Here is a 22,164-nt window from a genome sequence, read left to right as displayed (position 1 = left end):
TCCATGATAAGTTCAATTATCATGGAATCACTCTTTGTGCACTTCTATATTTATTTTTGTAATGATTGTAGCTGTGTAAAAAAATTAGGGTATGATACGGCTATCGCTTCACTTTCTTGTACTGTAACCGTTCCAGTTGCAATGCAGCCGGCTATCGCCATCGTCATCCCAATTCGATGGTCACCATAGCTCTTTACAGTACTTCCTGTTAAGTCAGATTTCCCATAAATAATCATGCCATCATCTGTCGCTTCAATTGAAGCACCAAGCTTTAATAACTCACTTACAACAGTGTCAATTCGATTTGTTTCTTTTACTTTTAATTCTTCGGCATCTTTAATTACTGTTTTTCCTTCTGCTTGTGTAGCAAGAAGAGCGATAACTGGAATTTCATCAATTAATCTAGGAATGATGTCTCCACTAATTTCAATTCCTTTTAATGACGAAGTCGAAATTGTCAAATCTGCTACGGGCTCGTCATTGATTGTTCTTTCATTTTCAATGACTAAGTTCGCGCCCATTTGCTGTAACACATCAATGATGCCTGTCCTTGTTGGGTTCACACCAACATTTAATAATGTAATCGAACTATTAGGCACAATCGCACCAGCAACGAGCATAAACGCAGCTGAAGAAATATCTCCAGGTACAACGATATGTCCACCAGTTAACTGTTGACCTCCTTGAACCGAAGTTGTTCGCCCATTTTGTTTGACGTCAACTCCAAATGCTCGTAACATGCGTTCTGTATGATCTCTCGATACATGTGGCTCTGACACGACCGTTTCTCCCTCACTTTGTAAGCCAGCGAGAAGGATACAAGACTTTACTTGTGCACTTGCTACTTTCGATTCAAACTGAATCGCCTTTGTTCCCCCACCACGAATCGATAATGGCGTTAAATTTCCGTTGTCTCTTCCATCAATCTTTGCCCCCATTTCTCGTAATGGGTTTGTCACGCGAGACATCGGACGTTTTGCTATTGATGAATCACCAATAACGACACAATGGAACGGTAATGTCGCTAAAATGCCAAGCATTAACCTTGTTGTTGTTCCCGAGTTTCCAACATCTAATATATCTACAGGCTCTTTTAATCCTGCATACCCTTTTCCTTCAATCGTTACTTTATCATCGTTTTGTTGAATCGAAACTCCTAGCTTCTGAAAGCAAGATATCGTACTTAAGCAATCTTCTCCTGGCAAAAACCCTTCTACTGTCGTTGTTCCGTTTGCTATCGCCCCAAACATCACTGCACGATGAGAAATCGATTTATCGCCTGGAATCGTAATCGTTCCTTGTAAACCGTTCGTTACTTTTTGCACCGTTTGATCCACGCTATTTCTCTCCTTACTCATTCATATAGGTCTCATATAATTCTGAATGAAGTTTCTCTTGCGCTTGTAACCGATCTTCTTCAGAGCGGAAACTTAAGCGCAATGCCCCCATAATATCTTCTCTTGTTTCAATAATTCGAATATTCGTAATACTAATGTTTTCATCGGCTAACATTCTTGTCACGTCAGAAATAACACCTGGATGGTCCGGAACATCAACAAATAAATCGTAAAAAGCAGGAATTGCGCCTTTTTTATGTACAGGTAACCCATCTCGAAATAGCTTTGCCGTTTGAAAATACTCGTGAATTTTTTCATTATCGCCTACTTCGATAAGCTCTTTCACATACGTCATTTCCTCTTGCCATTTCTCCAATAAGTCTAATAAGCTTTCTTTATTATGAAGCAAAATATCACGCCACATCACAGGACTTGCTGAAGCGATTCTTGTAATATCACGAAATCCACCTGCAGCTAGCTGAGACACTAACGGATCTTCTGCTTCAAACTTAGCCACTTGATGAACAAGGCTTGCTGCTACAATATGAGGAAAATGACTGATCGCGCCTGCAAGTTTATCATGTTGTTCAGCAGACATTTCAATAAATTTTGCCTTTGTTCCTTTCAGCCAATTTTGCAGCTGAATCACTTTATTCATTTGTGATGTCTCATAAGGGGTCAGTATATAAAACGCATTTTCAAAAAGATGAGCTCTCGCTGCTTCTACACCACTTTTGTGGGAACCAGCCATCGGATGACCACCTATAAATGTTACACCTTTATGTTCTAAACAGCTTGCCTTTTCGAAAATTCGCTTTTTCGTACTACCAACATCAGTAATAATCGCCCCTTGCTTTATGTTCATTTGTGCAAGTTGCTCTAATAATAATTCTGTTTTTGAAACAGGTGTGGCAAGGATGATGAAATCTGCTTGTGCAACACCTTCTTCAATTGAATTTGGGACCTCATCTATAATTTTTAAAGATAATGCCATTTTTACTTGTTGTTCATTAATATCAAAGCCTAGTAAATGTGCATCATGCTCTCGCTTAATCGCGAGAGCAATTGATCCACCTATTAATCCTAGACCAATGACAAAAGCAGTTCGTTTCACTGGTCATACTCCTTTTTCTATATGGCTTACTGATTTTCTTCAAGCCATGCTGATAACAGTTTTATAATTCCGTTGTTTTCTTCTTCGTTTCCTACCGTTACTCGAATACAAGTTGGGAATCCTAACGCTTCTCCAGAACGAATAATATAACCACGCTCTAATAAATATTGGAATAAGACATCTCCAGATACATTAAAATCAATTAAAATAAAATTCGTTTGTGTCGGGTAATATTTCAACTTATATTTTTCACAAAACGAAGTGAATTGGGCAATCCCTTGTTTATTTTTTTCAAAACACTCTTGAATAAACGCTTGATCTTCCAATGCAGCAATCGCTGCGACATGAGAAAACGTATTATTATTAAAAGGCGGGCGAACTGGATCAAGCAAAGAAATGATAGATGGGTGCCCAATGCCATAACCTACTCGTAAAGCAGCTAATCCATATGCTTTCGAAAATGTACGCAGAACGATTAAGTTTTTATATTGCTTTAATAATGGAAGCGTTTCTGGGAAATCATTTGCTGTTACATATTCATAGTAAGCTTCATCAGAAACGACTAATACGTTTTCTGGAACTTTCTTTAAAAATTGCAAAAACGCTTCTTCATTTACATATGTACCTGATGGATTATTTGGATTACATACCCAAACAATTTTCGTGTTTTCATCAATCGCGTCCGCCATCGCTTCTAAATCATGAACACCATCAACAGAAGGGACTTCACGGACTTCTGTTCCTTCAATGACAGCATTTAATTTATATTGTGAAAAAGTCGGATCTGCAGTGACCGTATTGGAATCTGGTGTCAAAAATGCTCGACATAAGATTTGAATGACTTCATCAGAGCCATTTCCAAAGATCAGTTGATTTTCATCAACGGAATGAAAAGATGCAACGGCACTTCGTAATGTAGCTGCGTATCCATCTGGATATAAAGCTGTATTTGAAGCTGCATTTGCAATTGCTTCTGCCGCTTTTTTCGAAGCGCCGAAAGGATTTTCATTTGACGCGAGCTTTACGACTTTTTCTAAGCCGAATTCTTTTTTTACTTCTTCAATTGGCTTTCCAGGCTTATAAGATGGTAAGCCAATTAACTGTTTTTTTACGTTCATCATTAGCACCCCTGTTACGTTTATTTTCCTATTCTCCTATCTTATTACGAAATGAGCGAGAGGACAAACGTTTTTATTGAAGAGAGCGCTTCTTTTCTCGTATTTTCAGCTTTTAATTGTCGTTCCAATTCCTCGACAAGCTTGATGATTGCACTGCCGACAATAATTCCATCACAATGAGTGGCTAACGCATCGACTTGTTCTTTATTTGAGATTCCAAACCCGACAGCAATCGGAATTGTGCTATGCTGTTTCACTTCTTCCAAAAACTCATAGACGGACGGGGAGAACTCATTTCGAACTCCTGTTACACCGAGAGAAGACACACAGTATAAGAACCCTTGGGCATGATGAGCAATTTTTTCAATTCTTTGCTTTGATGTTGGTGCTACTAAAGAAATAAATGATAAATCTGCGTTTTCACATAATGTTGCAACATGCTCACTTTCTTCAAACGGAAGATCAGGAACGAGTAATCCGTCAATTTCATATTGTTTTGCTTGTTCTATGAAACGGTCTTCACCAAATTGAAGGAGCGGATTATAATACGTAAACACAATGACCGGAATCGTTAAACCTTGTGCTCTCATTTTTGGAACTAACTCAAGCGCTTTTTGCAATGACATCTGATGCTGTAACGCCCGTTTTGCCGAACGTTGAATGACTGGCCCATCTGCAAGTGGGTCAGAATAAGGAATTCCTAACTCAAGAACATGTGCACCCGCTTCTTGTAATGTAAGTGCAAGATCAATCGTCACTTCAGGTGTTGGATCCCCTGCCATAATAAAAGGGATAAAAAGCGGGTATTGTTTCGTTTCCATTACTTGTTTCATTCTTATCGTCATATCGTTTCACCTCGAAAGTGCTTCATTAACGTATGGACATCTTTATCTCCACGACCAGATAAACAAACTAAAATCGATTTGTCAGGTGATAATTGCTTGGCACGTTCAAATGCTTTTGCTAATGCATGTGCACTTTCAATCGCTGGAATAATCCCTTCTGTTTCCGATAATAGCTTTAATGCGGATAACGCCTGTTTATCTGTTATCGCTTCATACCGAACACGCTCTATACTTGCTAAATATGCATGTTCTGGTCCAACTCCTGGATAATCGAGTCCCGCTGAAATTGAATATGGCTCAATGATTTGCCCGGCCTCATCTTGAAGTAAATACGTTAATGAACCATGAATAACACCAAGTGTACCTTTGGTAATTGTTGCAGCATGTTCATTTGTCGACACACCTTTGCCTGCTGCTTCTACACCAATTAACGTGACATCATCTTCTAAAAATGGATAAAACATTCCAATCGCATTACTTCCTCCACCAACACAAGCGATGATTTCATCTGGCAAACGTCCAATTTCTTGAACTATTTGCTCTTTTGATTCATCCCCGATAATGCGTTGAAAATCACGAACCATCCGTGGATAAGGATGCGGTCCGACAACAGAGCCAATCAAATAAAACGTGTCTTCGGCATTCGTAACCCAATAACGAATCGCTTCATTTGTCGCGTCTTTTAATGTTTTACTCCCTGAAGTAGCTGGAACAACTTCTGCACCAAGTAATTCCATCCGGAATACATTTAACGCTTGACGCTCCATATCCTCTTCACCCATAAACACTTTACATTCCAAGCCAAACCGAGCAGCGATCGTTGCAGTTGCTACACCATGTTGTCCCGCACCTGTTTCGGCTACAATTTTCTTTTTGCCCATTCGTTTTGCTAATAATGCCTGACCCATCGCATTATTTAATTTATGGGCACCTGTATGCAATAAATCTTCTCGTTTTAAAAAGATTTTCGCTCCACCAAGCGTTTCAGTTAAATTTTGCGCAAACGATAAAGCTGTTGGTCGACCTGCATATTTCTCAAGATGTTCATGATATTCTTGATGAAAGCTGTCATCATTCATCGCTTCTGTAAATGCTGCTTCGAGCTCTTCTAATGCATTCATTAATGTTTCTGGTACGTATTTGCCGCCAAACTGTCCAAACCTTCCTCTTTCATCAGGAAATATACTACTCATATGACTCGATCCTTTCTTCTATCTGTTTCATAAGTTCAGATGATTTTTTACCTTTCTCTTCAATCCCACTTGACATATCAATTCCATCGGGCTGATACACGAGTAACTCTGCTATATTAGATGGTTGTATTCCGCCAGCGATAAACGTAGGACGTGCAAGTTTTTTTCCGGTTTCAATATAAGATGGTAGGTGACTCCAGTCGAATGTTGTTCCCGTTCCCCCCCATTGACCTTTCACTTTACTATCAATGACAAATCCATCAACAAAAGGGGCATATTGCTCCATTTTTAACCATGCCTGTTGTTCATGATGAATCACTTTCCATAACGGCACTGCTAATTGCTTTGATAACATTTCGACTTGTTCTATCGTTTCATTGCCGTGCAACTGAATGATATCAAGAGAAACACCAGAAAGAACACTAGTAATCTCTTCAAGAGAAGCATTCACAAACAATCCGACGAGTTTTTGTTCTCGCTGTAAAGGGTGAGATTTTATCCACTTGGCTACATCTGATGCTGTTACCTTTCTCTTACTTTCTGCAAAAACAACGCCGATAAAGGACGCCCTACTTTGAACAGCAAGGGCAATATCTTGTTGTGAATGGTTCCCACAAAACTTAAGCTTTGGATTCAACATTGACATCTCCTAGCAATTCAACAATTCCATGTTCAGGTGTCTTTGCCCTCATTAACGACTCTCCTACTAAAACCCCGTTTGCTCCCGCTTTTTTCACTCTTTCTGTGTCCGCAAACGTATGAATGCCACTTTCACTTATAAATAAACTTTCTTTCGGGATATATTGGCTTATTTCTTCGGTTTGTTGTAACGACGTTTCAAACGTTTTTAAGTTTCGGTTATTCACACCAATGATTTGAGGTGTAAATAAAGCTAACATTTCTTCTAATTCTTTTGGTGAATGCACTTCAACTAAACATTCAAGTCCTTTGCTATAAGCAAGGTCATATAACTCTTTTAATCGTTTCGGTTCAAAGACAGCCGCAATAAGAAGAATGGCATCTGCGCCGATTAATACACTTTCTTCAATTTGTAATTCGCTTATAATAAAGTCTTTACGAAGAATTGGAAGAGTAACGTTTTGTTTAATCGCTGTTAAATAATCACGATGACCTTTAAAATATTGGACATCGGTGAGGACAGATATCGCATCTGCTCCCCCTCTTTCATACCCTTTTGCAATATCAACTGGCCGAAAATCTTCTTTAATTATCCCTTTTGAAGGTGAGGCTTTTTTTACTTCTGCAATTAAGGCTAATTCGCGGTTGCTCGCTTGCAAACTGTTGAATAACGATTTTTTCTCGACATCAATCGCAGCTGGAAGAGTTAGAGCTTCAATTTCATCTAATTTTGTTTCGATAATTTGACTTAACATCGATTAGACCTCCTGTTTTTCTTTTAAACGGTTATAATGAGCCGAAATACTTCCAGAATGAATGGCAGTTCGGACAAGTTGAACGCCTTCTTGAATAGAACTTGCTTTGTCAGATAAATATAACGCGGCTCCCGCATTCAAACTAACAATATTTGTCGCTGTTTCATTTGCCTCACCTTTAAATATCGCTTCAATTAACTCCGCGCTTTGTTCTGTTGTTTCCACTTGAATATCTTTGAGTGGGCCTCTTGGTAAGCCCATTTCTTCCGGTGTAATCTTGTATCTTCGAACTTCGCCATGATTCAATTCAACAACATCTGAATATGTTGTAATTGATAATTCATCTAATCCTTCTCCGCCAGTAACAAACATCGCTTTTGTCGCTCCAATTTCCTTTAGCGTGTTTGCCATTTTTTCAGCAAAAGCTGTATCATAGACTCCAATTAATTGGGCATTTGCATTAGCAGGGTTTGTTAATGGACCAAGCAAATTAAAAATCGTCCGAAATCCAATTTCTCTCCTTGGCATAACCGCATGTTTCATCGCCACATGGTACAGCGGCGCAAATAAGAAACATAAATTATGCTCTTTTAATGATTCGACCGCTTCACGAGGACTCGTTTGAATCGGAATGCCCATTTTTTCAAGGACATCAGCGCTGCCACTTTTTGATGAAACAGCTCGATTTCCATGCTTTGCAACTTTAATTCCTAATGATGACAATACGAGTGCAGAAGCTGTGGAAATATTAAATGTATGACAATTATCTCCGCCTGTCCCGCAAGTATCTAATACAAAGGACTCTTCATGTGGAATTGTAATCGCATGTTCTTTCATAGAAAGGGCAAATCCGATCATCTCCTCTACCGTTTCACCGCGGAAGCGCATAATAGATAGTAAACTAGCAATTTGGCTTGGCGTTGCTTCGTTGTTCATGATGACGTCCATCATCGCTTTTGCTTCATCTGTTGACATTGTATATCCTGATACACATTGGGATAATATCGATTTAAACATGACGCACCTCCACCTTTTTACCAAACATTTCTTCTGCCACTTGAATAGCTTTAATAAGAGCTTTCGCTTTATTTCTAGTTTCTTCCCATTCTTTTTCTGGTACCGAATCAGCAACAATTCCCGCTCCTGCTTGCACATACACTTTTTTGTTTTTTATGACCATCGTTCGAATCGCAATACAAGAATCAATATTTCCGTCATAGCCTAAATAACCAATGGCTCCCGCATAAATACCCCGTTTTGTCGGCTCTATTTCATGTAAAATTTCCATCGCGCGAATTTTAGGTGCCCCTGATACTGTGCCAGCTGGAAATGATGATTGTAATGCTTCAATTGGATGTACTGTATGAGAAAGCTGCCCTGTAACTTTGGATATGATGTGCATAACATGAGAGAACTTTCCAATCTCTAACAATGTTGGTGTTTCCACCGTTCCATATTTTGCTACGCGACCAATATCATTCCGAGCGAGATCAACTAGCATATAATGTTCAGCGCGTTCTTTTTCATCCGCTAACAAGTCTTCGGCTAATTGCTCATCTTCTGTTTCCGTTTTGCCTCTTGGTCGTGTGCCGGCAATGGGATGAATTTCTACATGACCATCTTGCACTTGAACGAGACGCTCTGGTGAACTACCGACAATTTCATACCCATTTACTTTGACATAAAATAAATAAGGAGATGGGTTGATCATGCGCAACACTCGATACAGTTCGAGTCCAGAAACCGTTATCTCTCTTTCAAATCGTTGCGATAATACCGCTTGAAAAATATCTCCAGCACGAATATACTCTTTTATTTTTTCGACATCTTGTAAAAAAGTATGTTTTTCATAGTTGGACGTTACTTGGTCAAATTGAACTTCTTCTTTCATGTTAGGTGGGGTCAACAACTGATGATCCACTGTCACTTTTGTCATGTTTTCAACAAGCGCATTTATTTTCTTTTTTTCTTTTTCATAAATTTGCCTTGCTTCTTCTTGTTGATCATTTGTTTTTGCGTGATGGACAATATAAAGCTCCTTATTTACGTGGTCATAAGCAATAATCGTTTCACAAAATACAAAATGTAATTTCTCTTCTTCTACTGACCCTTCCTGTTTTAAAACCGGTTCAAACACTTCTACGGCATCGTATGAAATATACCCTACCGCACCGCCTTTAAATGGAATGGGAACATCTGTTGGTGCCACTTGAATAACATCAATCGCAGCATCAAAAGCTTGCTTCAATGAATGTAAGTCAGAAATGATCGGTTGCTCTTGATTGGCAACCGTATATTGACCTTGTTGTTCAGTAATAAAGAAAATCGGCGTTAATCCTATAAAGGAAAATCGGGACCAAGGGGATTGTTCATCTTTGCTTTCAAGCAGGAACACCGCATCCTTTTCTAGCTGTTGAAATAATTGAATTGGTGTTACCGTATCGGCAAAAAAATGTCCGACTATCGGAACAGTCTTATACGTGGCACTATCGTGTAAAAACGATGCTTCAGTGGTAGTTATCATTTTTTTCACTCCTTTTTTAAATGAGTGAAAATGAATGATGTAGAGGGAGATATTATTCTTTTACTGTATATATAACAAAAAAACCCTAAGACTGAACAGTCCTAGGGTAGATCTATCCTAGACATGCTTTGCTCAGCTCTCCTCAACTCGCTCATTCATTCTCAACTATTACTCTACTCTTCTCATATTAATCTTATAATGTTTCAGATTCTTTTGTCAATTGTAAATCTGGGCGTAATGTAATTGCGTTGCGTAAATATACGTGTTGGATGTCCTCTTGTCTTTTTTCCGTGTTTACGGTCATCATGACTCGTATACAGGAAGCTAAACTATTCGGGACAGGAATTTCTACTGAACACATCACAGGGACAAACTTCCACCCTTCAAATTTACGCAACGCTTTTGCAGGAAACGTAGCATGTAAGTCATCTGTCACCGTAATGAGCACATGGGCAACATCATCTGGTTTGATTTGATTTTTTTCAATCATTTCTGCTAATAATTCTTCTGTTGCCTCTAGCATATGAGCTTCTTTATTTTCCGTTACGGTTATTGCTCCCCGAACTCCTCTAATCATGACTTTGGCTCTCCTCTCATTTGTGTCTCAAGAAGTGAAACTAATTGTGTTTCATCAATTGAGACAACCTCCGCCTCTCCAATTTTCCTCACTAATACCATTCGAATTTGTCCGTGCTGTGTTTTTTTATCTTTTTTCATCACAGAAATTAATTCTTCCACCTTCAATGAATGAGGAATTGTTGTCTCAAATCCAAATTGGCTAAACCACTTTTCTATTTCGGCAATCGGCAATCGAATGGAAAAAACAGCTTCACTTAGCTTTAACGCAAAAATCGTTCCAATCGCTACCGCTTCACCGTGGGTTAATTTCCCATACCCCATCGTCGCTTCAATCGCATGACCTAACGTATGACCGAGGTTAAGCAAAGCCCGTAATCCCGTTTCTTTTTCATCTTTTGATACAACTTCAGCTTTAATCGAAATGGATCGCTCTAATAACTGTTCTGCTTTCTCACCTTGAATATCTGCAAACGATTGAATTTCCGTTCGTAACCAACGATAAAACGAAGCATCCCAAATTAAAGCATGTTTCATCACTTCGGCAAATCCAGAACGCCATTCTTTTTCAGGTAATGATTGTAACGTATGATAGTCATATAATACCGCTTCAGGTTGATGAAACGCTCCAATCATATTTTTTCCTAATGGGTGGTTTATCGCTACTTTACCACCAACACTACTATCATGAGCTAATAACGTCGTTGGAATTTGAATAAAGGGAATCCCTCGCATATATGTAGCAGCGACAAATCCAGCTAAATCACCGACAACCCCACCGCCAAGAGCTAGGATGAGCGAATGTCGGTCTAACCCTTTTTCAAGAGCAAACGTTTGAGCTTCATAATATAACGAAAACGATTTAGATTGCTCCCCGGTCGGAATGATAAAATCATAAACTGGGATATCCTGTTGTACACTTGTTTTTACATCCTCTAAATATAACGGGGCTACTGTATCATCCGTAATCATTAATATGGATGATACACGTCCGCTCAAAACAGACTCGATAATTGTTCCTACTTTACGTCGAATCCCCGCTTCAATGATAACAGAATAGGATTTAGATTCTGTAGAAATGGATACTGTTGTCATTAAAACAACCTCGCTCTTTCATTATGCGCTTCGATGTTTTGTGTTAATTCGTCCACTCGGTCACTACCGAATTTCTCTAATAGAGCATTGGCAATTTCCCATGCTACAACAGCTTCACATACAACACTTGCAGCAGGAACCGCACAGCTATCAGAGCGTTCGATACTAGCGGCAAATACTTCTTTTGATTCGATGTCTACACTATTTAAAGGCTTATATAAAGTTGGAATTGGTTTCATGACACCACGAACAACAATTGGCATGCCATTTGTCATTCCCCCTTCAAATCCACCTAAGTTATTTGTTTTGCGGGTGTAGCCTTTTTCCTCATCCCAAATAATTTCATCATGAACTTGACTGCCTGGGACTGATGCGGCTTCAAACCCAATCCCAATTTCAACCCCTTTAAAAGCATTAATACTCATAACCGCAGCTGCAAGTTTTGCATCTAATTTCCGATCATATTGAACGTGAGACCCTAACCCTATCGGTACACCTTCAATGACAACTTCAACAATTCCACCAATTGAATCGCCATCTTTTTTCGCTTTATCAATCGCTTCCATCATTTTTTCACTTGCTTGTTTATCTAAACAGCGAACTGGTGAAGCTTCAGATCTCTCTTTTACATCTTCAACAGAATCATATGCTACATCTTTTGCTTTCACGCCACCAATTTCCAATACATGACCTGCAACCCGAATCCCACATGTCGATAATATTTTTTTCGCAACGGCCCCCGCCGCAACACGAACGGTTGTTTCACGAGCAGAAGAACGCTCTAAAATATTTCTCATATCACGATGACCATATTTTATCGCTCCATTTAAGTCGGCATGGCCTGGACGTGGTCTTGTAATGACTCTTTTCATTTCTTGTTCTTCTTCTTCTGTAATCGGGTCAGCACCCATAATTTTTGTCCAGTTTTTCCAGTCTTTATTTTCAACGACTAACGCGATTGGTGCCCCAGTAGTTTTCCCATGGCGAACACCACTCATAAATTGGACACGGTCTTTTTCAATTTGCATTCGGCGCCCCCTACCGTAGCCACCTTGTCTTCGTTGTAGTTCAACATCAATATCTTCTGCTAATAAGTCTAGATGTGCAGGCACCCCTTCAATTATCGTCGTTAGTTGGGGACCGTGCGATTCACCCGCTGTTAAGTATCTCATGTTCCACTCCTCCTCAATTTCCTCCGAGCTTTTCTATTTCTTTAGCGCTTTTATGCACTAAATTATATCATAACTCTTCCCGTTTGTCTTTCCGATTTTTCAGAAAATATTACTTATGTAGTATTTTTCTTTCCTTTTAAAAAAAACTAGGAATATATCCTAGTTTATAGCTTACGATAAAAAAATGTATCTTCTGTGTCAAGTCCATACTTTCCAGGGTTAAAAATTTGTTCAGTACTTCCCACAAATAAAATTCCCCCAGGTCGAAGGGCATTACTAAATTTTTGATAGAGTATATCTTTTGCTTCCTCAGTAAAATAGATCATCACATTCCGACATACGATCAAATCAAATCCGGTGTCAAACTTGTCAGCCAATAAATTTTGCTGTTGAAAACGAATCGTCTTTTTTAGGTCATCTTTAATTCTATAGCCGACATTTTCTTTCGTAAAATAAGCGTCTAGATGTTGTTTTGGAACTTCTTTTAAGGAGCGATCCGTATAAAAACCCACTTTCGCTCTTTCTAAAATTAATTTATCAATGTCCGTTGCTAAAATCGAGACTTGGCTTGCTTTTGGAAGTTGTTGAACGGTAATAGCTAGTGAATACGGTTCTTCACCTGTTGAACAGGCAGCACTCCATATTTTCAAGCGATTTTGGTGCTGTAGTAAGGAAGGTAAAACTTTTGTTTGCAATACTTCCCATCGTTTAGGATTACGAAAAAATTCCGACACATTTATCGTCATTTTATCTAGAAACTCATCAAGTAATGCTGCATCTTTTGACATCGCTTGAAAAAAACTAGCAAAGCTATCAAAATCTTTTTTATCCCGTAACGACGTCAATCTCCGTTTCATTTGTGCTTCTTTATATTGCGCTAAGTCAATACCGGTTTTCTTTTTAATACTTTCAATGAATCCATTATAGTCATCCATCATGGTGTTTGTCTCCTCCGATATCAGTTAAATGATATTACTCTCTTTTTATCATAATATCGGCTAGAAAACTAGAAATTTCGACATTACTTAAAAACTTTTTGCAAGATGTAACAAAAAAGCAACCAGCAGGTTGCTTTTCATGTCTCGCAGCATAGCCGTCCGACACTATCGGACATACGTTCTGCTATTATATATATAAGCGACGATTGTAAAAGGCTTGCGGACATTTGTTCCGTTATATCATAGGAATACAAGCTTTTTTTCTTATTTTTAGTGACTAACGGAACAAATGTCCGTAAAAAAAAGAAATTAGCTCTATTTTTTAAAAATAACGGAATAGATGTCCAATACGAGCCTCCGCTACTAGTTCATTTGATTACACCCATTTCGTAATCGTTTTATCAAATGTCACAATTTCTTCTTCCTTAAAAAACAGATTAATTTCACGTTCTGCGCTTTCTGGTGAATCAGAACCATGGATGACGTTCATCGACATTTGCACTGCATAGTCACCACGAATTGTGCCTGGTGCTGCTTCTTCTGGTTTTGTCTTACCCATCATTGTTCTTGCCGTACTAATGACATTTTCACCTTCCCATACCATCGCAAACACTGGTCCAGAAGTAATAAAACCAACTAATTCTGGGAAGAATGGTCGCTCTTTATGTTCAGCATAATGCGTCTCTGCTAACTCTTTTGAAATCGTTAACAATTTTGCACCCACTAATGTAAACCCTTTCTTTTCAAAGCGAGAGACAATTTCTCCAATTAAATTACGTTGAACACCATCAGGCTTGACCATTAAAAAAGTTTTTTCCATTATTTTTTCCTCACTCTCAAAATTAATTTTCTATGTATTAAATCCCAAATCATTATATCAGAATAAAAGCCAATCGGCAAATATAACATAACACATTAAATAAGTACGTTATACAATAAGGAGGAAAAACTCGATTCCTCCTTCACTTTTCAATTAAAAATTTCGTTGCCCAATATAAGCGGCAATATCAGATAAGTATGTTTTTGCTTCTATGTTCGGTAGCCCTTCTAATGCCTCATATGCTTTGTTTAAATAGCGGTCACTCATTTGCAACGAATATTCAATTCCACCTGAAGCTTTTACCGCTTCTAAAATAACATGAACCGCTTCTTCGTCAATATAAGGATCATCCAGACGTTCCATTAGCAGCGTTTTAATCTCTTGATTATGTTGTAACGCATAAAGGGCAGGTAATGTTACATTCCCTTGAATTAAATCTCCTCCAGCAGGCTTTCCTAACTGTTTCTCAGTGCCGATGAAATCGAGTACATCGTCAGTAATTTGAAAACTCATGCCGACAAAATAACCAAATTGGTATAAACGTTTTTGAGTCTGTTCATTTGCATTTGTAGCCATTGCACCGAGCTGACAACTAACAGCAATTAATAGCGCTGTTTTCCTTTTAATTCGACGTAAATATGTTTTTAAGTTTTGGTTCCAATTATATTGGTGCCGAATTTGTTCAATTTCTCCGACACACATTTCAATCATCGCATTCGATAAAATTTGATGTAGCGCTGGGTTTTGAAAAAAGGTTGTCGTCTCAATTGCCTTGCCAAAAATAAAATCGCCTGTATACATCGCTACTTTATTATCCCATTCTGACTTTACTGTTTTTTTCCCTCGTCTTAGTTCTGCATCATCAATGACATCATCGTGCACGAGTGAACCCATATGAATAAGCTCAAGAGGGATTGCAATGTTTTTTAACACATCAATGTCATAGTTCCCAAATTTTCCCGATAGTAACACGAACACAGGGCGAATTCGTTTTCCTCCGGCTTTTAATAATTGGGTGGATGCTTGCCTTAGGATGACTTGATCGGATTGAATTGTTTTTTCCAATCCTTTTTCGATTGTAACGATGTCTTCTTTTAATTTTGTATAAATCTCAGCTAAATTCATGTTATCCACCCTAAGTTCAAATCGTATGATATCGGAAAAACTCGTTCCATAATAAAATCCGTTCTACCTTATTTGATAGTAATCCTTGTTCATAAGCTAATTTATAATAATAAAGCAATCCTTCTTTTTGCTTTTCATCAAAATCATAACTTAACCCTTGAAAATAATGACTCCAGTATTCCGTTGTGCCTCCAATCGTTTTGCGAATATCTGCGATCATCGGCAAAAACGAATCTTCCTGACTTTTTCTCTTACTAAACAAAAATTGCTCATATAATTCTTCTAATATCTCACTTTTAGATTTAACAACTTCATTGCGAACGGCGAGTACAGCGAACGTCATTGGATAACCCGTATATTTATACCATAACTCTCCTAAATCATAACGATAGTACTCTTTTCCAACAGCCCAACTTGTTGTGATCGCATCGTCACCAATGAGTAAACATCCATCATAAGACGACATCATGTGTTGGAAGTTTGGTGTAACGACTTCATATTGAACATCAATTTGTACAAATCGTTTGATGATAATGCGTAATAAATTGATGGAGGTTGCTGAGCTTGAAGTTAATGCCACTCGCTTGCCTTCTAACTGTTCAAGCGGATATTTTGAAAATAAAAATATTGAGCCGACATCACGATACGAAGATACAGATAAATTTGGAAGTAACGTATATTCAGATGCATGCTCACCGTAAGCGAAAGAAGAAATCCCACCTAAATCAACAGTTCCTTCACTCATATCTTTATTTAATTTGGCAGGAATTTTTGGAACAAACGATAAGCCAATCTTACTTAGTTTGTTACGGTCCAAATAGTAATATAACGGTAAGATATTTGTATATGATATTTCCCCAACAACTAACGTCATCTGTCTTCCCCCCATCGGGTAAATAGCTGATGTTCGATCCCAGCACTATCTAATACTTTACCAACAACAAACCGTACTAAGTCTTCTATCGTTTTTGGTTGTTGGTAATAACCCGGCATCGCCGGAACAATTGTCCCTCCGACTTTTGCAATTTTCAGCATGTTTTCCAAATGAATTTGATGTAACGGTGTTTCTCTTGGAACAAGGAGTAACGGCCTTTTTTCTTTTAACATTACATCTGCCGTTCGTTCTAACAAATTGCCAGATGCACCATGTGCAATTCCTGATAACGTCCCCATCGAACATGGAATAATAAACATACCGTTATTTTGATACGAACCACTTGCTATTGGAGCTGCATAATCATGGAGAGGATGATAGTAAAGTTGCTCACGATGAGTAGAGAATAATTCATCTAAAACAGCTTCACGATTTGAAGTATCAAGTTGTAACTCCTCTTTAAATACTTGCCAGCCCGCTTCAGTAATAACAAGATGAACTTTATAAGATTGACGCAATAGTTCTTGTGTCAAACAAACACCATACATGGCTCCACTTGCTCCTGTAATGCCAACAGTATAAATTCCTTTTTCCTTGCTCATCGTAATAAATCTCCTATTGTAAAGACTAACATAACTATACTTAAAATTCCGTTCATCGTAAAAAAGGCGACATCCACTTTTGACAAATCATCAGCCGAAACAAGGGAATGTTCGTACACCATAATGGCCCCTGCTATCAAAACACCAATAAAGTAAAGCCATCCTAATGGACTCGTAAAAAACAAAGCAACTAAGGCGAGAAAGCTAATGATGTGAAACGCTTTTGCGATTAGTAAAGCCTTTGCAATTCCAAAATAACTAGGTATGGAATATAATCCTGCATTCTTATCATATTCGGCATCTTGTGTCGCATATATAACATCAAAACCGGCCGTCCATAATGCGACAGCTAAAAATAGTAAAAACGCATCCCATGTCAGTGTCCCTGTAGTACCAACCCAACCTCCTAATGGAGCGATGGCAATCGTGATTCCTAATACTAGATGACATGCCCATGTAAATCGTTTTGTATAAGAGTACAAGACAAGAAAAAAGACTGCAACAGGTAATAAATATACTGCCAACATATTTAATTGATAAGCTGAAAAGAATAAAAGCGCAAACGATAAAACAATAAAAGCTAGTACTTCAATTTTAGAAAGTAGCCCAGCTGGAATGGCTCGTTCTTTTGTTCGCGGGTTTTTTTTATCTATAGCCGCATCAATTAAACGGTTTAAGGCCATCGCAGCACTTCTAGCACCAACCATTGCTAACGTAATCCAAACCCATTGCATTGGCTCAGGCCATGTGCCATGAATAACAAAACTACCTAGTACAGCTCCTAAAAAGGCAAAAGGCAATGCAAAAATGGTATGCTCAAATTTAATCATTTCAAGTATTATTTTTATTTTTTTTATCACAGTCATTTCCCCAATTCTATCTGTCTAGTTAATCGACTTTTTATGTCCAATATGAGTAGCAGCTACACCGCCTGAATACGCTTTTACTTCAACGTTTTCAAAACCAGCTTGCTCAAACATCCGAGCTAGTTCGTCTCTTCCAGGAAAATTCATCGTTGATTCTTGTAACCAAGAATATTCATCATAACTTTTTGCAAATAGCTTTCCAAATAACGGCATGATTTTCCGAAAATAAAAAAAATATAGTTGTTTAAATATAGGCATTGTCGGTTGAGATGTTTCTAGACAAACAACTTTCCCTCCCGGTTTAACGACTCGATACATTTCTTTTAACACTTGTTCATAATCTGGAACATTTCGCAATCCAAATCCGATCGTAACATAATCAAATTCACTTTCCTGAAATGGTAGAGACATCGCATTCCCATGTAATAGTGTAATATTTTTAAGGTTTGCCTCTTTTACTTTCTTTTCACCGACGGCTAACATATTTTGACTAAAATCAAGTCCAATGACAGTCCCACCAGGACCAACAGCTTCAGACAATGCAATTGTCCAATCTGCTGTTCCACAACAAACATCAAGAGCAGTAGCATCTTTTTTAACTGCCATCCTTTTCATCGTGTCTTTTCTCCACGCTTTATGCCGTTGGAAACTAATCACAGAGTTCATGACATCATATTTTTTGTAAATCGATTCAAATACTTGATGGACTCGTTCTTCTTTAGATTGTGTCATACAATTACCCTTCTTCCGCTACTTTTTCTTCAACCATCGTTGTAGAAGCTACTACTTGTTCTATAAAATCGGTAATAAAGTATTCTTTAATTTCATTTTTCTTAACTAACATCGTCAATTGTTCAAGTGTAGCAAAGATTTTCTCATTCAGCATTTGTTCTACTGTGTTAGCGTTTCGTTTCTCTGAATTTACATTAACATCGAGCGGAAACGAACTTTTGTTCGCACTCATTTGCGAACGTTCTAAAATGAGACGTTTTAAAAAGAAGTATTCTGAAATCGTTTCTTTCCATTCATCCAACTTATAAAATAAGGCGATGTTTTGAATTAATTCTGATTCAATGATAGAAAGGTCTTGTTTCCATTGTTCATATGAAATACCGTCATTTTTATAAACGTTCATTTTATGCTCATTAATTTTTTGAATGGAATAACTATAAATTCGGATCATATCTGTTTCGCCTACATCAGCTAATAAATAGTAGTAAAGACTGCTATAATAATCTCCTGCTAGAACGGTTAACTGTCTCGTCTTCTTTATAAAATCTGAATTTAATGGTTGGAGGGAGACATTCTCATGGGCATCTAACGCCGCATCAACAAGAATGGCTGACAACGCATAAGCTTCTAGTTTTTTTATTGGTATTTTCGATTCAAGCATGGCAAAAAGAAATCGAAGCTTGTCCTTATCCACACTTGGCTTTGCACTATATTGTTTAAGAAAAGGATGATCTGTCATTGAATAAAAAGCAGTTATGCATTCATTCACATTTTCATCCAAGAACGTCCTCATTTTCATTGCTAGTCCCCCACCTGTCATAACTGTCCTTGTTGGTTTCGTTTCCATTGTCGCCCTACATTATACCATAAGAATAGAGTCTCGAAAAACAAGTAAAATCCTGCCATTCCCGGACATAAAGAAAAGCAGGAAATCCTGCTTTTATACTTCGGTATCCATTTCACCATGGCTTGTTTGGATTACGGCTTTTCCTCTTATTTTAACAGCGGAAGTATGTTCCGTAAATTGGGCAATCATAACTTCCCCTTTATCTAGCTTTTCGGAATGATGAAACCGCGTATCAGATCCTCTTGTTAGTCCAATGACACTTACCCCATCTTCCTTTGCTTTTATTACAAAAAAGTCTTGGTCCGACTTCATCGTAAAGCCCCCTTTTTCCCATGTCTTTTGTTTTATTGTAACGATAATCTTCTCATTATGCTACAGTAAAACATGATTATTCTTTAATTAATGAGAAAACTTCTGCACGGGCTGCTGCATCCTCAGCAAATACGCCACGAACAGCAGATGTGACTGTTTTGGCACCAGGCTTTTTCACCCCACGCATCGTCATGCACATATGTTCTGCTTCAATAACTACGATTACCCCATGCGGGTCTAATGTTTCAATTAATGCATTGGCTACAGAAGAGGTAATCCGCTCTTGTAATTGTGGACGTCTAGCAACTGCTTCCACAGCACGAGCTAATTTACTTAAACCGGTTACTTTACCCCCTCTAGGAATATAACCAACATGAGCTTTTCCGAAAAATGGAACAAGATGATGCTCACACATTGAGAAAAATGGAATATCTTTAACAAGAACTAATTCTTCATGGTCTTCCCCAAACACCGTTTGCAAATGTGTAGCCGGGTCTTGGTTTAGTCCTTGAAATACTTCTTCGTACATTTTTGCTACTCGTTTTGGTGTATCTAATAAACCTTCACGGTCCGGATCCTCTCCTACTGCTTCAAGAATTAACCGAACGGCCTGTTTAATTTTCTCGTGATCAACCGTACTCAATCTTTTCTGCCTCCAATCGACATGTTTCTTAATATGTAGTCTAACCGATTTTAGCACAGTTTGTTCAATAAAATCAAAAAAGAAAACTCCTACAATAAGGAGTTTTTCGAAAATTTCTCTTATAAAATTATAGCAATTAATCCACCTGAGCCTTCATTTATGATTCTTTCGAGCGTTTCTTTTAATTTATAACGCGCATTTTCAGGCATAAGCGATAATTTAGCTTGAATTCCTTCTCTCACAATGGAGTTCAAAGAACGTCCAAAAATATCAGATTCCCAAATCGATAATGGGTTTTCTTCAAAATCTTGCATTAAGTAACGGACAAGTTCTTCACTTTGTTTCTCTGTCCCAATAATAGGTGCAAATTCCGATTCAACATCGACTTTTACCATATGAATGGATGGCGCTACCGCTTTCAGACGAACACCAAATCTTGATCCTTGACGGATAATTTCCGGTTCATCAAGACTCATATCCGAAATGGCTGGAGCAGCAATACCATATCCTGTTTGTTTCACCATTTGCAATGCATCTGCCACTTGGTCATACTCGGCTTTCGCATGGGCAAAATCTTGCATAAGCTGAAGTAAATGGTCTTTTCCACGGATTTCTACGCCAACAACTTCTTTTAAAATTTGGTCATATAAATTATCCGGAGCATATAAGTCGATTTCAGCGACCCCTTGCCCCATTTCAATGCCTGCAAGTGACGCTTGCTCAATAAAGTCATAGTCACCGAAATGACCTACAACACGGTCAACATCACGAAGTCTTCTAATATCTTTTACTGTTCCTCGAACAGCTTCTTCATAACTTTGTCGTAGCCAATGGTCATTTTTTAACACCATGACCCAACTAGGTAAATTAACATTTACTTCATGTACAGGGAATTCAAATAGTACTTCTCGCAACACACTGTTAATGTCCTGCTCTGTCATACTTTCAATGCTTAAAGCAAGTACAGGGATGTCATGTGTTTCTGCTAATTCATGACGTAATGCTTGTGTTTCTGGGTGATGCGGATGGGCACTATTGACAACCATAATAAATGGCTTTCCAACTTCTTTTAACTCATCAATCACTCGTTGTTCTGCATCGACATAATCATGACGAGCAATGTCACCAATCGAGCCATCCGTTGTAACAACAACGCCTAATGTTGAATGTTCTTGAATAACTTTCCTTGTTCCAATTTCTGCAGCTTCCTGAAATGGAATCGGTTCTTCATACCATGGTGTATTAATCATTCTAGGACCATTCTCATCTTCATACCCTTTTGCACCAGGTACTGCATACCCAACACAATCAACTAAGCGAACATTTACGTCTAATCCTTCATCAACATGAAGAGAAACCGCTGTATTTGGTACGAATTTAGGTTCTGTTGTCATAATTGTTTTTCCTGCTGCACTTTGCGGCAATTCATCTTGAGCTCTCGTTTTGTCCCCATCATTTTCAATATTAGGAATGACAACAAGCTCCATAAACTTTTTAATAAATGTAGATTTACCGGTTCTTACAGCACCCACCACTCCGAGATAAATATCGCCTCCAGTTCGTTCAGCGATATCTTTAAAAATATCAACCTTTTCCAAGTAAACCCCTCCCGATCATATATAGATTTAGAAATTCGCACCTATTAAATAACTCTTGGACATTATATACATATGATGTTGTCCACTAAATATGACAGACTATATTAAAATAGATGGAATCAAGTTATAAAATTTCATAGAAGAATGATTGCGAGTGGAAATCTGCTCTTCCCTTTGTATGTATATGAGACACAAGATTGAATATACCGATTAAATATAAAAGCTAGTAAAGAAAAACGCTGGAAGCGTCTTTTCTTTCAAGCGGAGTGCGGAGACCTGCCTGCTTTTAACAGTGAACCCCAAGTACTCTTCTTGGGGTGAAACGCGCAGGTGCGGAGCTTTCGCTCTTCTTGAAATAGCTTTCAAAGCTTCGCTACTAGACCAAAATTTTTATACTCCCTCATTTGTCTCATTTTCGCGGTCAGAGGAGCCGTTATTT

The 22,164-nt window shown here is 38.2% G+C and carries 23 protein-coding genes; all 23 read right to left on the bottom strand.

Annotated features, from left to right (window positions below; translation table 11 throughout):
• Window positions 1-50 precede the first annotated feature (50 nt).
• The 23 genes from aroA to spoIVA all read right to left on the bottom strand — a co-directional run bounded on the left by aroA (window position 51) and on the right by spoIVA (window position 21,725).
• Complete coding sequence (aroA, locus tag T323_RS0109395) at window positions 51-1,337, bottom strand: 3-phosphoshikimate 1-carboxyvinyltransferase (protein WP_245613706.1); 1,287 nt, start codon at window positions 1,335-1,337, stop codon at window positions 51-53.
• Window positions 1,338-1,350: 13 nt separating this feature from the next.
• Entirely contained in the window at window positions 1,351-2,451 is a 1,101-nt protein-coding gene (locus T323_RS0109390) for a prephenate dehydrogenase (RefSeq protein ID WP_026673053.1), read from the bottom strand.
• A 26-nt stretch (window positions 2,452-2,477) separates the two neighbouring features.
• Window positions 2,478-3,569, bottom strand: coding sequence for a histidinol-phosphate transaminase (gene hisC, locus T323_RS0109385; protein ID WP_026673052.1), 1,092 nt, complete (start codon window positions 3,567-3,569; stop codon window positions 2,478-2,480).
• 44 nt (window positions 3,570-3,613) lie between these two features.
• A complete protein-coding gene (gene trpA, locus T323_RS0109380) occupies window positions 3,614-4,414 on the bottom strand; it encodes a tryptophan synthase subunit alpha (RefSeq protein ID WP_026673051.1) in 801 nt (266 codons plus the stop codon).
• Entirely contained in the window at window positions 4,411-5,607 is a 1,197-nt protein-coding gene (trpB, locus tag T323_RS0109375; RefSeq protein ID WP_026673050.1) for a tryptophan synthase subunit beta, read from the bottom strand. Before trpB ends, trpA begins: the two co-directional genes overlap by 4 nt.
• The gene (locus T323_RS0109370) at window positions 5,600-6,244 is read right to left on the bottom strand and encodes a phosphoribosylanthranilate isomerase (RefSeq protein ID WP_026673049.1); all 645 of its coding nucleotides are present in this window, start codon (window positions 6,242-6,244) and stop codon (window positions 5,600-5,602) included. Before T323_RS0109370 ends, trpB begins: the two co-directional genes overlap by 8 nt.
• Window positions 6,228-7,001 carry an indole-3-glycerol phosphate synthase TrpC gene (trpC, locus tag T323_RS0109365; RefSeq protein ID WP_026673048.1) on the bottom strand — a complete coding sequence of 258 codons (774 nt, stop codon included), beginning with the start codon at window positions 6,999-7,001 and terminating at the stop codon, window positions 6,228-6,230. Before trpC ends, T323_RS0109370 begins: the two co-directional genes overlap by 17 nt.
• A 3-nt stretch (window positions 7,002-7,004) precedes the next feature.
• Entirely contained in the window at window positions 7,005-8,018 is a 1,014-nt protein-coding gene (gene trpD, locus T323_RS0109360) for an anthranilate phosphoribosyltransferase (RefSeq protein ID WP_026673047.1), read from the bottom strand.
• Entirely contained in the window at window positions 8,011-9,525 is a 1,515-nt protein-coding gene (trpE, locus tag T323_RS0109355; protein ID WP_026673046.1) for an anthranilate synthase component I, read from the bottom strand. Before trpE ends, trpD begins: the two co-directional genes overlap by 8 nt.
• 193 nt (window positions 9,526-9,718) lie before the next feature.
• Window positions 9,719-10,102 carry a chorismate mutase gene (aroH, locus tag T323_RS0109350; RefSeq protein ID WP_026673045.1) on the bottom strand — a complete coding sequence of 128 codons (384 nt, stop codon included), beginning with the start codon at window positions 10,100-10,102 and terminating at the stop codon, window positions 9,719-9,721.
• Window positions 10,099-11,196 (bottom strand): 3-dehydroquinate synthase, encoded by a 1,098-nt coding sequence (aroB, locus tag T323_RS0109345; protein WP_026673044.1) that lies wholly within the window; start codon window positions 11,194-11,196, stop codon window positions 10,099-10,101. The genes aroH and aroB overlap by 4 nt, the downstream gene beginning before the upstream one ends.
• Window positions 11,196-12,368: a chorismate synthase gene (gene aroC / locus T323_RS0109340; RefSeq protein WP_026673043.1), complete on the bottom strand. Its 1,173-nt coding sequence runs from the start codon at window positions 12,366-12,368 to the stop codon at window positions 11,196-11,198. Before aroC ends, aroB begins: the two co-directional genes overlap by 1 nt.
• Window positions 12,369-12,532: 164 nt before the next feature.
• Complete coding sequence (locus T323_RS0109335; RefSeq protein ID WP_026673042.1) at window positions 12,533-13,303, bottom strand: CheR family methyltransferase; 771 nt, start codon at window positions 13,301-13,303, stop codon at window positions 12,533-12,535.
• 379 nt (window positions 13,304-13,682) lie between these two features.
• Window positions 13,683-14,126 carry a nucleoside-diphosphate kinase gene (gene ndk, locus T323_RS0109330; RefSeq protein ID WP_026673041.1) on the bottom strand — a complete coding sequence of 148 codons (444 nt, stop codon included), beginning with the start codon at window positions 14,124-14,126 and terminating at the stop codon, window positions 13,683-13,685.
• A 153-nt stretch (window positions 14,127-14,279) separates the two neighbouring features.
• Entirely contained in the window at window positions 14,280-15,251 is a 972-nt protein-coding gene (gene hepT, locus T323_RS0109325; RefSeq protein WP_026673040.1) for a heptaprenyl diphosphate synthase component II, read from the bottom strand.
• Window positions 15,252-15,267: 16 nt separating this feature from the next.
• The gene (locus T323_RS26430) at window positions 15,268-16,125 is read right to left on the bottom strand and encodes a menaquinone biosynthesis protein (RefSeq protein WP_051556465.1); all 858 of its coding nucleotides are present in this window, start codon (window positions 16,123-16,125) and stop codon (window positions 15,268-15,270) included.
• Window positions 16,122-16,727 (bottom strand): UbiX family flavin prenyltransferase, encoded by a 606-nt coding sequence (locus T323_RS0109315; protein ID WP_026673039.1) that lies wholly within the window; start codon window positions 16,725-16,727, stop codon window positions 16,122-16,124. Before T323_RS0109315 ends, T323_RS26430 begins: the two co-directional genes overlap by 4 nt.
• On the bottom strand, window positions 16,724-17,587 hold the full coding sequence (locus tag T323_RS0109310) for a UbiA-like polyprenyltransferase (protein WP_026673038.1): 864 nt from the start codon (window positions 17,585-17,587) through the stop codon (window positions 16,724-16,726). The genes T323_RS0109315 and T323_RS0109310 overlap by 4 nt, the downstream gene beginning before the upstream one ends.
• Window positions 17,588-17,611: 24 nt before the next feature.
• A complete protein-coding gene (locus tag T323_RS0109305; RefSeq protein WP_026673037.1) occupies window positions 17,612-18,325 on the bottom strand; it encodes a demethylmenaquinone methyltransferase in 714 nt (237 codons plus the stop codon).
• A gap of 4 nt (window positions 18,326-18,329) precedes the next feature.
• Entirely contained in the window at window positions 18,330-19,172 is an 843-nt protein-coding gene (locus tag T323_RS0109300) for a heptaprenyl diphosphate synthase component 1 (protein ID WP_051556464.1), read from the bottom strand.
• A 93-nt stretch (window positions 19,173-19,265) separates the two neighbouring features.
• Window positions 19,266-19,484: a trp RNA-binding attenuation protein MtrB gene (mtrB, locus tag T323_RS0109295; RefSeq protein WP_026673035.1), complete on the bottom strand. Its 219-nt coding sequence runs from the start codon at window positions 19,482-19,484 to the stop codon at window positions 19,266-19,268.
• A 76-nt stretch (window positions 19,485-19,560) separates the two neighbouring features.
• Window positions 19,561-20,127, bottom strand: coding sequence for a GTP cyclohydrolase I FolE (folE, locus tag T323_RS0109290; RefSeq protein ID WP_026673034.1), 567 nt, complete (start codon window positions 20,125-20,127; stop codon window positions 19,561-19,563).
• A gap of 119 nt (window positions 20,128-20,246) precedes the next feature.
• Window positions 20,247-21,725, bottom strand: coding sequence for a stage IV sporulation protein A (gene spoIVA, locus T323_RS0109285; RefSeq protein ID WP_026673033.1), 1,479 nt, complete (start codon window positions 21,723-21,725; stop codon window positions 20,247-20,249).
• Window positions 21,726-22,164 lie beyond the last annotated feature (439 nt).

It is taken from the genome of Alkalihalobacillus bogoriensis ATCC BAA-922, assembly GCF_000621445.1.
Taxonomy (GTDB): Bacteria; Bacillota; Bacilli; order Bacillales; family Bacillaceae_F; genus Bacillus_AO; species Bacillus_AO bogoriense.
Note: the sequence above shows the minus strand (reverse complement) of the source record. Positions and strands in the feature narration are given on the sequence as shown.